The 15579-nt window shown below is 32.6% G+C and carries 12 protein-coding genes; 2 read left to right on the top strand and 10 right to left on the bottom strand.

All coding sequences use genetic code 11. The annotated features are described in order from the left end of the window. Positions 1-8 precede the first annotated feature (8 nt). From ABD816_RS13120 to ABD816_RS13165, 10 genes are all read right to left on the bottom strand, one after another. Entirely contained in the window at positions 9-494 is a 486-nt protein-coding gene (locus ABD816_RS13120) for a lipocalin (protein ID WP_344928033.1), read from the bottom strand. Between the two features lie 604 nt (positions 495-1098). After that, positions 1099-1791, bottom strand: coding sequence for a YiaD family glycine zipper/OmpA-like lipoprotein (locus ABD816_RS13125; protein ID WP_344928035.1), 693 nt, complete (start codon positions 1789-1791; stop codon positions 1099-1101). Positions 1792-1805: 14 nt separating this feature from the next. Then, entirely contained in the window at positions 1806-2285 is a 480-nt protein-coding gene (locus tag ABD816_RS13130; RefSeq protein ID WP_344928037.1) for a lipocalin, read from the bottom strand. 227 nt (positions 2286-2512) lie between these two features. Then, entirely contained in the window at positions 2513-3832 is a 1320-nt protein-coding gene (locus ABD816_RS13135) for an MFS transporter (protein WP_344928039.1), read from the bottom strand. Between the two features lie 104 nt (positions 3833-3936). Continuing rightward, complete coding sequence (locus ABD816_RS13140; RefSeq protein ID WP_344928041.1) at positions 3937-4758, bottom strand: M48 family metallopeptidase; 822 nt, start codon at positions 4756-4758, stop codon at positions 3937-3939. 233 nt (positions 4759-4991) lie between these two features. After that, positions 4992-7394, bottom strand: coding sequence for a glycoside hydrolase family 31 protein (locus tag ABD816_RS13145; RefSeq protein WP_344928043.1), 2403 nt, complete (start codon positions 7392-7394; stop codon positions 4992-4994). Positions 7395-7717: 323 nt separating this feature from the next. Continuing rightward, on the bottom strand, positions 7718-9628 hold the full coding sequence (gene glgB / locus ABD816_RS13150; RefSeq protein WP_344928045.1) for a 1,4-alpha-glucan branching protein GlgB: 1911 nt from the start codon (positions 9626-9628) through the stop codon (positions 7718-7720). A 63-nt stretch (positions 9629-9691) separates the two neighbouring features. Then, positions 9692-10966, bottom strand: a complete 1275-nt coding sequence (locus ABD816_RS13155; RefSeq protein WP_344928047.1) for a glucose-1-phosphate adenylyltransferase — start codon at positions 10964-10966, stop codon at positions 9692-9694. Then, positions 10963-12378, bottom strand: coding sequence for a glycogen synthase (locus ABD816_RS13160; protein ID WP_344928049.1), 1416 nt, complete (start codon positions 12376-12378; stop codon positions 10963-10965). The genes ABD816_RS13155 and ABD816_RS13160 overlap by 4 nt, the downstream gene beginning before the upstream one ends. A gap of 300 nt (positions 12379-12678) precedes the next feature. Beyond that, entirely contained in the window at positions 12679-13992 is a 1314-nt protein-coding gene (locus ABD816_RS13165; RefSeq protein WP_344928050.1) for a cation:proton antiporter domain-containing protein, read from the bottom strand. A 171-nt stretch (positions 13993-14163) separates the two neighbouring features. Between ABD816_RS13165 and ABD816_RS13170 the strand changes: the two genes are divergently transcribed. Together ABD816_RS13170 and ABD816_RS13175 are read left to right on the top strand one after the other, a co-directional pair. Then, complete coding sequence (locus ABD816_RS13170) at positions 14164-14640, top strand: hypothetical protein (RefSeq protein WP_344928052.1); 477 nt, start codon at positions 14164-14166, stop codon at positions 14638-14640. Positions 14641-14704: 64 nt separating this feature from the next. Continuing rightward, entirely contained in the window at positions 14705-15577 is an 873-nt protein-coding gene (locus tag ABD816_RS13175) for a pirin family protein (RefSeq protein WP_344928053.1), read from the top strand. Positions 15578-15579 lie beyond the last annotated feature (2 nt).

The raw sequence follows: 15579 nt of genomic DNA on the forward strand, positions 1-15579 counted from the left end.
ATAATTAGTTAGTCGTTTTTTATAAAATTAAGTTTTATCACAAATTTCTGACCGTTTACTTTCACTTCGTAAGTCCACATCATCATTTCATCAGATAATTCTGATACTTGCATTCTATAGCCCTTATTATTAGTAGTACTTTTCATTTTATCATTTACCTGCTTGATCATGATGCTATAATCATAACCATACATCTCTTTCGGTATCGTCCAGATAAAATTTTGAATTCCTATATTCGTACAAGAAGGATTTAACAAAACATATTCTCCTGTATTATTATTAGAAATAAATTTCCAATTGGTGTTTTCAAGACATTTAGGAGAAATTGAATTAAAAATGGTAAAATTATAAGTTCCTTCTTTTTCTGTTTCGTAATCAACTGTTTCTAAAGTCCATTCTCCATTAATTTTAGTTGCTACGGTTCTGGTCATTTTATTAGATGCCCCACAAGACAAAAATAGGGTGCATACGAATAGAAGTGCGATTTTTTTCAAGAGTTTAAGTTTTATGATGAATGAATATGAATTACTATCAGCGGTTTTTATTTAACTTGATAATTTAAAACTGTGTTAAAATATTACTAAGACAAAGATATGTAACTTAAATCCTAAATACAATATCATATATAATGAAACTATTAAGACCGTTTATATAAGCTATCTCCTTAGGTGTCCCATTATACATAAGTGTCATAAGATGGCAAAATGTTACTATATGAATGTGTTTTTTCCCATGTTTTATTTTCTTTCGGATGTAAAACATCACATTATCAGATGTCAAATATATTATAGTTAAGTGACAAAAAAAACGTCATAAACAGTGTAATTGACATGGCTGTTTTCAGGGGGTACTTTATAGTACCTTCTTAATGGTGTAAAAATATATTAAAAAATACTCTCCTACATCTAAGAAAAAAGAAATGAAGTTCATTGACCTATATTCGTTACTATTTTTTGTGTATCCGTAACCATAAGTTTTGTAATCATTAAGTCTTTAAACCAAAACATCTCCTATGCATTCATAAAATGCTTAGGAGATGTTTTATATAATAGACTTTCTATATATTATATTGCAAGAATGCAATTAAAAATACTTTTACTATTGACCTTGTTGCGCGTCTTCTATCATTTTTTCATTAGCGACAACGCCTAATTCTACTCTTCTGTTTTTAGCTCTTCCTTCAGAAGTTGAATTATCATATTTAGGTAAAGTTTCACCATGGTAATATGTAGTTAAACGGCTACTGCTAATTCCCTGCGAAGTTAAAAAACTAGTTACCGAATTAGCTCTTTTTCTAGATAGTTCCAGATTATAAGCATCATCACCAGAACTATCTGTATGCCCTTCTACTACTATATTAGTATCTGGATACTCTTTAAAAATACCTACCAGTTTATTGAGGTTTTCTCTGGATTTAGCATTTATATCATGTTTATTTGTTTCAAAATAAACACCACTTGTCTCATCAAAAACAATATCAATTCCTTCTCCTACACGTGTTACCTCTGCTCCAGGAATTTCTTCTTCAATTTTTTGAGCTTGTTTATCCATTTGCTTTCCTATAACACCACCAGCAACTCCTCCTACTACACCACCTATAACAGCGCCTAAAGCAGAGTTTTTCTTATTTCCTATATTATTTCCCAAAACACCGCCTAATATAGCACCCGATGTTGTACCGATCACTGCACCTTTTTGTGTATTATTGGCATTTTGTATGGCATCACAGCTACTAAAAATTAGCATAACCATTAATAACGTAGCTACTATTCTAATATTTAACTTATTCATTTTTATATATTTTATTATTGTAATTTATTAAAATTCATAGTAATCATAAAAGGACTTCCTTCTAAGCTTACTGTTTGTGTCCAAATCATAGAAGTGTCATCCAGATGTTTTAAGGTCATTCTATATCCTTTATTATTATTGGTACTCTTTTTCTTTTCATCAATTGGCTTAAATAAAAAGCTATACAAACCATCCTGACCTGCTTCTGGAATGGTAAATCTAAAATTTCTTGCACCCGTGGATACGCATTGACTATCATTGACAGTATACATTCCAGTATTATTATTAGGTATAAATTTCCAAACTCCACCGGTTAGACAATCAGCAGAAGCGTCATTATACAGTATTACATCAAAAGTTCCTACACGATCATAAGAAATATCATTAAGTAACCATTCTCCTTTGAGCGTTTTTTTTGCGGCTATTATTGTTTTTTGACTTGAAGAACAAGATACTAACAGGATTGCTGTTAGTATCAACATAATTTTTTTCATAGTTAGTTTTTTTGGTTTGCAATAGTATTACTTAATAACGATTTAAGAAAGCCAATATTCTTTTTTAAATCGTTAATTAAAATATAAAGGAATTTACACGTTCCTTTTTAAAAATATATAATAAGACTATAGATTAATATCCTTACAAAAATAAATTATATCCTATTGATCTATGTCCTCAAATGCTTTGATCTTTACTTCGTATACAAAATGAAAAGGATAAACTTCTATTTTACATCTTTGGGTATTTTAAAAAGTAATAGAACTCCAACTACAAAAAATAGAATAAAAAATAAAATCGCATATCTTACACTTCCTGTTAATTGAGCAATAATACCATATGAGAACATGCCAATAACAATTCCTATTTTTTCTGACACATCATAAAAACTAAAATATGAAGCGGTATCTACAGCGTTCTCTGGTAACAATTTAGAATAAGTAGATCTGGATAATGATTGAATCCCTCCCATTACTAGTCCAACTACTGCGGCGGTTCCATAAAATTCGTATGGAGTTGTAACAGTATATGCAAAAATGCAAATACAAATCCAAATACTATTAATGACTATAAGAGTTTTTATATTCCCGTATTTATTAGAAGCTTTTGAGGTTAAGAAAGCTCCTAACACGGCTACTAGTTGTATTAATAATATACTTATTATCAAGCCAGTTTTAGCATCCTGATCCCCCCAATCCAATTCTTCGATTCCAAAATAAGTTGCGATAAGCATAATGGTTTGAACGGCCATACTGTAAACAAAAAAAGCATAGAGATATCTTTTGAGCCTTACATTATGTTGCATAGAAGACCAGATTAGCTTTAATTCTTTAAAACCATTAAATATTACAGCTTTAGTCAAGTTGTCTTTTTTATTTCCTTTGGGCAGATAATAATAGGTATATTGACTAAATCCTATCCACCATACTCCTACCATAATAAAAGATAATCTGGTTGGCATGTCAGCACTTTTAAAGCCAAACCATTCAAATTTTAGAATCATTACTAAATTTATAATCAGCAAAATTACACTACCAATGTAACCTAATGAATATCCTTTGGCACTAATAGCATCTTGCTGTGCTGGAAATGCTATGTCTGGTAAGTATGAATTATAAAAGACTAAACTACACCAAAAGCCTATTAGTCCAAGAAAATAGCACAATAAACTAAACCAAAGATTATCCAACGAAAACCAATATAATCCTATGCAGGATATAGCTCCCAAATAGCAAAAGAATTTTAAAAAATTTTTCTTATTTCCTACATAGTCAGCTATCCCTGATAATAAAGGGCTTAATACCGAAACAACGATAAAAGCACAAGCAGTAACGTAACTTATTAAGGAGTCATTGTTAAAATCAATACCCATGAAATGGACAGTGTCACTTAAAATCTTGCCATCATCATCTCTCACAATTGTTAATACCCCCCAAAATATTGGGAATATAGCTGAAGAAATAGTAAGATTATACACCGAGTTTGCCCAGTCATAAAAAGCCCACGCATTTAGTAGTTTTTTGTCTCCCTTAGGTAATTGTTGCATTTAATAATTTTTTATAAAAAGTTTGACTAACAAAAAAAGCCGTTCTAATATGTAGAACGGCTTCTAAATTAAGTATAATCTTTGTAAGAAATCTATCTTTACAATTATTTAAAACTAGTTACTCCAAATTTTCTTGCCTCTACCTTAGCAGATGGTGCCCACGCTTTTAAATTAGCGATACGGGTATCATTAGATGGGTGTGTACTCATAAACTCAGGTGTAGATGACCCACCGCTATTGGCTTTCATACGTACCCAAAGCTGTGCTGCCTCATCTGGATTATAGCCCGCTATAGCCATAAGTTGTAAACCTATTTTATCTGCTTCTGTTTCGTGACTGCGGCTAAACGGTAGCATCACTCCTACTTGACTACCTAATCCAAAGGCTGTCCCTATAATTTGTTGTGTAGATTCACTTTTTCCTTGTATAGCAACAGTGGTTGCTGTTCCGGCTACTTGTTGTATTTGTGAAGCACTCATTCTTTGCTGTCCGTGATTAGCCAGTGCATGAGCCACCTCATGCCCCATAATAGCCGCAACACCAGTTTCTCCTTGAGCTATTGGTAAGATACCTGTGTAAAAAACTATTTTTCCACCTGGCATACACCACGCATTGACTGTAGGATCATCAACCAGATTATACTCCCACTTATAATCATTTAAATATCCTTGATATCCATTCGCATTTAACCATTTCTCTGCTGCCGATGCTATTTTTTGTCCTACGTTTGTAATCATTTTCGCATCCGAAGTTCCATTTACTACCTTATTTTCTCCAAGAAATTGATTGTATTGCTGGAAAGCCATGGGTAATATTTCATCATTTGACACTAATGCAAGTGTTTTCTTACCCGTAAAAGGATTTGTAGCACAGGAGATCAATAGTAGAAATGATCCTAAAGTTGCTATATATTTATTTGTTTTCATAAGAATTTATAGTAATATTAATATTTACCAAAATTAAACAAAAATCTTCGTTAACATTATTTCATATGATTTTTTTACTAACTCATAAAAATAAAGATCCTTACTATGTGAAATATATAAAATATAAATTTTCATACGGAAAACATCTTACTCATCTAATAAGTATAAGCCTGATAAGTTTATAAAACTTGCCAGGCTTATCCACATATAAAATTAATATTACTATCCTGATTTTACGCTTCTATATGTAATTCAGTAAATCCTTTAGGTACTACTATTGTATTTTTTTTAGGATCAAAATGGACATCCTTTAATACTACAGTAACATTATCAATCTCAATTTGTTTAATTACAAATGGAATCCCTATAAGCTCAATCTCCATTGTTTCATAGTCTGTAATAAAAGTTCCATTTTTGTGTTGTTGTATAATGATCTCTTGCTCTTTACCGGTAAAAGTAAAAGTTCGCAAAGAATACCTACCCTTAGAATAATCATATCCATCTTCTGCATCTTCATAAACCTTGGATACCTCTTTATCTCCTAGTTTATAATACACTTCTAATGTGAGTTGATCTATTTTTTTCTCTCCAACATATTGCTGTATAGGATATTTAGGAATTATAGCCCCCTCTTTAATAAACATAGGAATACTATCTAAATCTGCATCTACCCATTGCTCTCCTCCACCATTTACATATTCACGTGTCCAGTAGTTAAACCAGTTACCGCGAGGTATGTACATTCTTCTACCTTTAGAATTAGGTTCTTGTACAGGGCAGACCAAAATCTGATTCCCAAAAATAAACTCATCTGTTCTATAATGTGTCTGTATGTCTTCTTGATCATATAATACCAATGACTTTAACATTGGGATTCCTTGTTCTACATAGTCCCAAAACATAGTATACAGATAAGGCAGCAATTGATACCTTAATTCTACAAATTTTCTGGTAACATCTATAACCTCTTTGCCAAAGGTCCACGGTTCCTGATCCCCATGATCCCCAGAAGAATGCGTACGACAAAATGGGTGAAAAACTCCCAATTGTATCCAGCGCGCATATAATTCTCCTGTAGGTTGCTCTGCAAATCCACCTATATCACTGCCTGTAAAAGACATACCACTCATACTCATACGTTGTGCCTGAATATTTGCAATCCATAGATGTTCCCAGGTAGCTATATTATCGCCTGTCCAGGAAGATGTATATCGCTGTGCTCCTGAGTATGCCGATCTTGTGATCACAAAAGGTCTTTTAGGATATCCAAATTGTTTAATACCTTCGTAGGTGGCTCTTGCCATCTGCGTACCATAAATATTATGTGCTTTTCTATGACTACACGGATTACCATCATAATCATGACGTACATCATTAGGAAAAGTCTTACCAGGAACTTCCATAACCGCTGGTTCATTCATGTCATTCCAAACGCCTTTTACTCCTATCTCATCAATCAATTCTTTAAATAAGCCTGCCCACCATTCTCTCACTTCTGGATTAGTGAAATCTGGAAAAAAACATTCTCCCGGCCATACTTTTCCCCTCATATAAGGTCCATCTGCCCGCTTGCAGAAATAATCATTATCCAATGCCTCTTTAAAAACACCATATTCCTGATCAATTTTTATTCCGGGATCAATGATTACAATCGTTTTAAAACCATCTTCTGCCAGCTCTGCCACCATCCGCTTAGGATCCGGAAAGTATTCTTTGTTCCAAGTAAAACAACGAAATCCTTCCATATAATCAATATCAAGATAGATAGCGTCACAAGGGATTTGTAATTCTCTAAACTTGTTAGCCACCTCCTTTACCTTACTCTCAGGATAATAACTCCATTTACATTGATGATACCCTAGTGCCCATAAAGGTGGCAATTCTGGTTTCCCCGTTAAATCTGTATATCGCGTAACTACTCCTTGCATATCTGGTCCATAGAAAAAATAATAATTCATTTCTCCTCCTTGTGCCCAGAAACTGGTTACATTGCGTCTTTCATGACAAAAATCAAAAAATGTTCTGAAGGTATTATCAAAAAAGATTCCATATGCTCTTTCTTCATGCATACCTATATAAAAAGGAACACTTTTATACAAAGGATCCTGATCTTTACCAAATGCGTATTGATCTGTAGCCCAATTCTCTATACGCTTTCCTTTTAGATTAAGGTGCATTGGTTTGTCTCCTAATCCATAGTAACACTCCCCTTGAGGAGCATTTTTACTCATTTTAACAATATTGCCACCATACTCATAACTTTGCTCCCAATGAAAACCCCAATCATCTTTACAGATAACGTTATCCGCTGTATCTTTGATCACCACATTGATATTAGCTTTAGCAATATGTATTTTTAATTTTTTTGTAATGATCACATATTCTTCATTATGATCTTCTACTTCGAGTACACTATATCCTCTTACCCCTGTTTCACTAATAGCATATGAAAAATCATTTTCAAAATTGTTATCAGTCGCATATCTAAAACGAATTACACTTCCTCTTAAAATTGTGACCTGAAGAATCACACCATTTTCGGTTGTAAAATTAATTTTATCAACATTTTGGGAAAAAGAAATGATCTTTCCCGGAAATAAGTTTCCTTTTATTTCTAATTCTGTGTTAGTAATCATAGTTAGTCAATTTTTGATTATAACTTATGTGATTTTATGTATATGAAAAATGATTATTCTTAGAATTATATAGATCTAATCTATATGATTCTAAAAGTAAAACCCTTCTTTCACAGCCCTGAAAATTCTACATAACCTATTAGTAAAAGAACAACATCTAGTTCAATTTTAAAACTGTTTTTATTAGTATTTGCTAATAAAAATTACGAAAACGTTTGAGACCATACCTCATTAACAAATGTTTAATAGTAATAGATGTTGCTTAAATTTTTATACCTTAAAAATTCGTAAAAATTCACTGTACAATTTTCTTTTAGCACTATTTATTTTTTAATTTTAAATACCATTGCGGATAAAGGAGGAATATTTATTTCTGCTGCATACTCTCGATAATGCCAGTTGTCCTTCGTGATTTTAATTTCCTTTGAATTATAAATACCACTTCCTCCATATTTCTTATCATCACTATTAAATACTAATACTAATTTTCCATCTTGTGGCAGTCCTATTTTATAATCCGTTCTGGGAACTGGCGTAAAATTGCAAATTATTATAAGGATATCTTTTTCTTCATTTCCTTTTCTGATATAAGCAATTATTGAATTTTCGTGATCATCATAGCTTATCCACTGGAAACCGTCTCTATCGAATTGTTTATCATATAAAGCCGGATATTTCTTATATAATTTATTAAGATCAGTAATTGTATTTTTAACTCCCGTGTGATAGTCATATGCCAGTAAATGCCAATCCAGGCTTTTTTGAAAATCCCATTCATTATGTTGTCCAAACTCGGCACCCATAAATAACAGCTTTGTTCCCGGATGCGTGAACATATAACTATACAGCAATCGTAGATTTGCAAATTTCTGCCATTCATCCCCAGGCATTCTACCGATAATACTTTTTTTACCATATACTACTTCATCGTGAGATAAAGGAAGCATAAAGTTTTCGGTAAACGCATATGTCATACTAAAGGTTAGGTCATTCTGATGATGTTTTCTATAGATGGGTTCTTTTGCAAAATATTGTAAGGTATCATGCATCCATCCCATCATCCATTTCATACCAAATCCTAAGCCTCCGGTAAATACTGGTTTTGATACCATCGGAAATGAAGTAGATTCTTCTGCTATAACCTGCACATCGGGAAAACTTTGATACACTTCTATATTGAGAGCTTTCATAAATTCAATAGCATCCAGATTTTCTCTACCTCCATAGATATTAGGCTCCCATGCACCCTCATCCCTGGAATAGTCCAAAAATAACATAGAAGCAACTGCATCTACTCTCAATCCATCCGCATGATATTGATCCAACCAAAAAATAGCATTACTAATCAGAAAACTTCTCACTTCATTACGATCATAGTTAAAGATCAAGCTTTTCCAGTCAGGATGATATCCCTTTCTTTTATCCGGATGTTCATATAAACAAGATCCATCAAAAAAGCCCAATCCATGAGCATCATCAGGAAAATGTGAAGGCACCCAATCCAAAATAATTCCGATATCATTTTGATGTAATGTATCTACTAATAATTTAAACTCCTCGGGATACCCAAAACGCGCCGTAGGTGCAAAATAACCCGTAATCTGATATCCCCACGATGGATCGTAAGGATATTCCATAATAGGCATCAGCTCTACATGCGTGAATTCCATTTTTTTAACATAAGAGACTAATTCTTCTGCCAGTTCTGTGTATGATAAAGAGCGATTCTCTTCTATTTTCTTTTTCCAGGAACCCAGATGAACTTCATAAACGGAATATGGTGCATCAATAGCATTATTTTGTTTTCGCTTTTTCATCCACGTACTATCATTCCAATCATAATCATTGTCCCAAACGATAGAAGCGGTTTTAGGTGGATGTTCACATCTTCTCGCATAAGGGTCTGCCTTTTCAGTTTGGATACCACTATTAGTAGCGTGAATCTTATATTTATAAATGCTTCCTTTTCCTATATTTGGTATAAAACCTTCCCATACTCCGGAGGCATCCCATCTCACATTCAATTGATGTTCCTGATCATTCCAAAAATTAAAATCACCAACCACAGAAACGGACTTGGCAGAAGGTGCCCATACGGCAAAATATGTACCTTCTACTCCATCAACTGTAATAATATGTGAGCCAAATTTTTCATATAGCCTGTAATGTTTTCCTGCTTTGAATAAGTTGATATCAAAATCAGAAAATAAACTATGTACTAGTACTTTACTCATTGTAATTAGCTATAAGTTGGGATTAAAATTAATTTGATTAAGAATTTTGTTTAATAAGCTTTATTATTTAATAACAAAACCATCAGGAATAATAGCTCTTCTTCTTATCACAATGATCCCCCCCTGGATTACATAGGTTTCTTTACTTACATCTTCTAAATGATCTCCTCCTTGAAGAATGACATCATTACCAATTCTACAATCTTTATCCAGTATTGTATGGCTAATATGACATCGCTCACCAACACCTAGAATTGGTTTCCCATTATTCCTGTCATCATCAATTTCTTCTAATGTTTGATACCCATTATTACCAATCATATATGTTTTTTCGATGACACTATCTCTACCTATCCTAGAACGGATTCCTATTACAGAATCTTTTATCTCTTTTGCTGCAATAATACAACCATCTGCAATCATCGATTGATTAAGAATAGTACCAGAAATCTTAGACGGAGGTAATATTCTAGGGCGAGTTAATACATTATTAGACGTATCAAAGAGATCAAATTTAGGAAGATCTTCTGTAAGTCCAATATTAGCTTCAAAAAATGATGGGATTGTTCCGATATCTGTCCAATATCCTTCATATTGATATGCAGAAACTTTATGAACACCTATAGATTGCGGAATAATTTCTTTTCCAAAATCAATCATATCTGTATTCGCCATTAAATCTGTAAGCAATTGTTTATTAAAGATATAAATCCCCATGGAGGCAAGATACTCTCTTCCTTCAGCTTTCATCTCTGTACTTACCTCTGACTCCCAACCAGGTAATTTGTCTAGAGATGGTTTTTCTGTAAATGTAGAAATATATCCTTCATCATCCATTTTAAGAATACCAAATGCGCTGGCATCTTTTGCTGAAACTGGTATTGTTGCTACAGAAATATCCGCTTTTTTTTCTATATGTTCCTCCAGCATTTTATTAAAATCCATTCGATATAATTGATCTCCCGAAAGAATCATAGCATATTCAAACTCGTGATTCAATAAATGATGCATCGACTGCCGCACAGCATCAGCTGTTCCCTGAAACCAAGTTTTATTCTCTGGTGTTTGCTCTGCTGCCAAAACATCTACAAATGCATTGCTAAACGAACTAAATTGATAAGTATCTTTAATATGTCTGTTTAATGAAGCAGAATTGAATTGAGTAAGTACAAACATTCTTTTAATATCACAATGGATACAATTAGAAATAGGGATGTCCACTAATCGATATTTTCCTGCTATGGATACAGCAGGCTTAGATCGACGATCCGTTAATGGAGATAATCTGGTTCCCTGTCCACCCCCCAGAATAATTGAAAGTACTTGTTTGTTAATCATTTTAGATGTTTTAGTGATTTGTATAACTCTTTATATTGTTTTGCAGCATTATTCCAGGAATTATCAATTTTCATGCTTTTTTTCTGTATTTCTCTGTATTTTTTTTGATCTGAATACAATTCGATCCCTCTATTGATAGAATAACATACATCTTCTACACTTGCATTTCTATGACAAATACCAAATCCATTGTCACCTATATCCACCACAGTATCCTTAAGCCCACCTATACTGCGTACAATTGGAATCAAACCATAACGTAATGAAAACATCTGATTTAACCCACAAGGTTCTACACGGGATGGCATTAATAAAAAATCTGCTCCAGCATATACAATATGAGAGAGCCTTTCATCATAGCCTATAAAAGTATTATATCTGCCTGAAAACTTTTGTTTTAATGCAATAAGATCAATTTCTACATCGGCATTACCTGATCCCAAAATCAATATATTAATATCAGAATTAGATAAAGCTTCAGAAATAATATCTGGTAATAAATCAGCACCTTTTTCATATACCAATCTCCCTATAAATCCAAACAACGGTTTGTTTATATCTAAGTCAAATTCTTCGCATAACCATTTTTTATTAGCTTTTCTACCAGATGTTAATGTAGAAATACTATAATTTTTAATGATCATAGGGTCTGTTTCCGGATCCCATGTACTATCATCAATACCATTTAGAATACCAATACATTTTGCTTTTTCATGTGATAATAACCCCTCAAGTCCATTAGCCTGCTCTTGTAATTCTTCCATATAACTAGGAGAAACCGTATTCACCATCGTAGCACATTTAATAGCAGTAGCTAATGGGTTTATATGATGATCCCAATCAAGAAGTCCTGCGTGATCAAAATTAAAAGGAGGAATATAATTAAGTTTATCATAAGAGAAACCGCCTTGATATTGGGCATTATGTATCGTCAATACTGTAGGGATATGATATAAACTTTTATATTTTTCTACGTGTAAAACCATAAATGGAATTAATCCGGTATGATGATCGTGACAATGAACAACATCAGGTTTAGCCTCGAGACTCACTAACCAATCCAGAATAGCTAATTGAAATGAAACAAATCTCTCTGTATCATCCGGATATGCATAAACACCAGGTCTAAATAATAAAAGGGGTATATCAACAAAATATATATGAAACCCTAACGCGGTAAATTTTGATTTTTTAATAGAAAAATCAAAGGATGTTTCTCCCAATGTAACATCACCAGTATATATAGTTTCTAATTTCTGCGCTTTAATCTTATCATTATCGTATAATGGAATAATAACTTCTGTAGTACATTCTATATTATTTAGGTATTTTGGTAGCGAACCCACTACATCCCCAAGACCGCCAACTTTTGCAAAAGGATAACATTCTAAGCTAGTGTGAAGTATTTTCATGAAAAATTATATGTGGTATGTTACTTTGTTAATATAAAAAGCTGTTGTCTGCATTAATGAAAGTTTAAAGCTACTTAAAAGCCTATTAAATTTGGTTAAAAATATTTTAAAAACTGCAAGAATTAATGATTATTTCATAATAATTTAGCAGTTATATTAATGATTTTTTGATTTCAAAAGAGTAAATACATAATTATGACTATCAATACTAATAAAATGTATTTTCTAATGGACTACTTATAATGTAGATCCTGATGAGTATTCTTTTCATCAAAGAGGTGTTTTAGAGAATTTTTTATATTATTCATATATCTCTCCATCCTCATTCAGAGAGTTTTCTATAGTACTTAGATCAGTAGTAGCACCCATAATATGGGCGACCTCTGCTGTTGCTGCCGCTTCTACCTGTGCAGATGTCAGCTCGTCATCTTGTCCTTTTTTATCTCTGATCATTCCTCCTGTCATAATTAAACTCGTACCTATAATCACGAATAGTAAAATGCCAGGTTCAAAACCGGGGATTATAGCTTCTGCTGGTATCGCATAAAATAAAAGAACTGTAATCAATCCTCTTGGAGCAATGAATACTTGTGGTGAAATATCTTTTCCCAAAAAAAGTCTTAAAAGACCAAATCGTATTACATAAATAGAAATAATAATCAAAATACTAATTAAAGCAACTTTAAAACTTAACAAAGAACTTAGTACAATGGTAATTCCGAAAATAACAAAAAATAACGTTCGTACTACAAATGCGGTTTCTGCTGTAATCACATGTAACTCGTGATATATAGTTTTTGCTTTCTCAAGATCCAACAGACGTTCCAGTTTCCACTGAAAAAATAACTTCATATTAGCGATGACCAATCCAAAAATAAGAATGATAATTAATGAGGATAAATGCATTTTTTTTCCTAATCCATACAGTAATAATAAAACAGCAATTAGCAGAAACAGTTTTACGGGACTTTTAATTTTTTGAAAAATAAGAATGATTCCGTAACTGGCAATTAAAGAAATTACAATAGTTAAAATCAAATTCAAAGTAAAACCCGTTATCCCACCATCCTCTGCTGGATTTAATCTACCCGTAAGAAAATAAAACATCATGATTCCCAGAATATCAGAAAACGTACTCTCATAGATATGGAATTCTTTTTTATAATCTGATAGTCCTGCGACACTGGGAATAATAATAGCACTTGATAAAATAGATAGTGGTGTTGCATATAGTAATGCAGATTGCATCGTCATACCGTCAATTAATGCTTTTAAAATAATTGCAGCAACATAAGCCGATGCTACGAGCCCAATCAAAGCAATGGCAAACGACTTTAATATAGGAATTAATTTTTCACGTTTGAGTTCTAGCTCTAAAGCAGCTTCTAATACAATCATAATCAAACCAACAATACCTAAAACCTCTAGCATCGGAAAAAAATCAACCTCTGCACCTCCAAAAGCTTTGATGCCATATTGAAATACGATTCCTAAGACGATGAGCATCAATACAGCTGGAATATTTGTTTTTTTTGCTATTCCATTAAAAATAAAGGATAAAATAATGGTAAGCGAAATACCAATGATCACATTGTACGATGAGAAAATTTCCATAGGTAGATTGGTTAGTAGCTATTCATTGCGAAAAGATAATAAAATAATTGTTATAGTTAAGTAAAATTAAATTTCTACCTAGAAAATCGTGCATAATAACAATTGTTATTATATTGTGGGTAGCAATACTTAAAAAAATACAACTTCAAACTATAAATTAAAGCGGATAACATGAATATCGAAACTATAAAGGCTAAATTGACCAATAATTCCATTTTTCATTCGGAAGCAGAAATAATGGGAAAACATGCTGTTATTGGCTATGAAAAAAAGTTTAAATGGAGTTGGATGGCTACACAACTAAACACTTTTATCGTTGTCACTGATTTTGGAGATGAAGAAATAACTACTGGTATCATTGAACAACATCTTACAGCATCTTTTGCATATGCTAGCAAACATTATAATGGATGGCCAAGGGGATTGCAGTCTGGTCTTGGAGTAATTTCAATTCTTATTTCAAGTAAAATTGATGCTTCATCAAAAGAGTATTGCTTACAATTAAAATCTGGAAAAAAATGGGCTGGTTTTACGATCCCTGTAGTTTATAATTCTGAAACTAATGAATTATTTAGTTTCCAAAAAAATCCTTTATGGGGACGCATTTATTATCCTCACTTCAAAAAGTTAATTCATAATCTACAGTAACTTTTTTTAATAGGTTTACATAAAACATAAAACAAGAGTCTTTAATTTCCATATATACTTTACTATGTCGAATACCGGATTAATTATTGAAGAAAGAAGTCGTGATATTGGCAACTTTTTAGTAGGAAGATTAATTCCGTTTAGAAAAAAAAGAATGGTTGGTCCTTTTATTTTTATTGACCATATGGGACCTGCGCTGATCAAAAAAGGAAATTACATGGATGTTGATCAACATCCTCATATAGGCTTATCTACCCTCACATATATGCTGGAAGGTGAAATTATGCATACAGATAGTACAGGTACACATCAAAGGATATCCCCAGGTTCTGTTAATTGGATGGTTGCAGGAAAGGGAGTGACTCATACTGAAAGAACACCTGATGACTTAAGAAACGGTTCAGAATTTATTGCACATGGATATCAAATATGGGTAGCTTTGCCTCAACATCTGGAAGATATGGATCCAGAATTCTATCATATTGAAAAAAATGAAGTTCCTCATTGGAAAGATGAGGAAGCAGAATTTAGGTTAATTGCCGGTAAAGGATATGGCAGAACCTCTCCATTACCTGTACACTCAGAACTTTTTATGGTCGAAGTAAAAAATAAAGAACGGTACGAGTTACATATTAAAGGCGAATTAAAAGGAGAAATAGGGATATGTATTGTTAGTGGAGAGATACAAGCTTGTAATCAAACAATCACTAAAGGAAATATGTTAGTTTCTAAAGTGAATGATAGCTGTTCTATTATTTTAGAACCCAATACGCATCTTTTATTATTTGGAGGAACACCATTCCCTGAAGAGCGACATATTTATTGGAATTTTGTGTCTTCCAGTCAGGATAAAATAAAAAATGCAAAAGACCAATGGCGAAACAAAAAATTCCCTGACATCCCTGGAGATCATACTTATGTTCCCATGCCAGAATAATG

The organism is Aquimarina addita, from assembly GCF_039539305.1.
GTDB classification, from domain to species: domain Bacteria; phylum Bacteroidota; class Bacteroidia; order Flavobacteriales; family Flavobacteriaceae; genus Aquimarina; species Aquimarina addita.

Bases quoted from the DNA above. Each gene is read 5' to 3' on its own strand.
- ABD816_RS13125 (WP_344928035.1), bottom strand. From the start codon at position 1,791: ATGAATAAGTTAAATATTAGAATAGTAGCTACGTTATTAATGGTTATG.
- ABD816_RS13130 (WP_344928037.1), bottom strand. From the start codon at position 2,285: ATGAAAAAAATTATGTTGATACTAACAGCAATCCTGTTAGTATCTTGT.
- ABD816_RS13135 (WP_344928039.1), bottom strand. From the start codon at position 3,832: ATGCAACAATTACCTAAGGGAGACAAAAAACTACTAAATGCGTGGGCT.
- ABD816_RS13140 (WP_344928041.1), bottom strand. From the start codon at position 4,758: ATGAAAACAAATAAATATATAGCAACTTTAGGATCATTTCTACTATTG.
- ABD816_RS13145 (WP_344928043.1), bottom strand. From the start codon at position 7,394: ATGATTACTAACACAGAATTAGAAATAAAAGGAAACTTATTTCCGGGA.
- glgB (WP_344928045.1), bottom strand. From the start codon at position 9,628: ATGAGTAAAGTACTAGTACATAGTTTATTTTCTGATTTTGATATCAAC.
- ABD816_RS13155 (WP_344928047.1), bottom strand. From the start codon at position 10,966: ATGATTAACAAACAAGTACTTTCAATTATTCTGGGGGGTGGACAGGGA.
- ABD816_RS13160 (WP_344928049.1), bottom strand. From the start codon at position 12,378: ATGAAAATACTTCACACTAGCTTAGAATGTTATCCTTTTGCAAAAGTT.
- ABD816_RS13165 (WP_344928050.1), bottom strand. From the start codon at position 13,992: ATGGAAATTTTCTCATCGTACAATGTGATCATTGGTATTTCGCTTACC.
- ABD816_RS13170 (WP_344928052.1), top strand. From the start codon at position 14,164: ATGAATATCGAAACTATAAAGGCTAAATTGACCAATAATTCCATTTTT.
- ABD816_RS13175 (WP_344928053.1), top strand. From the start codon at position 14,705: ATGTCGAATACCGGATTAATTATTGAAGAAAGAAGTCGTGATATTGGC.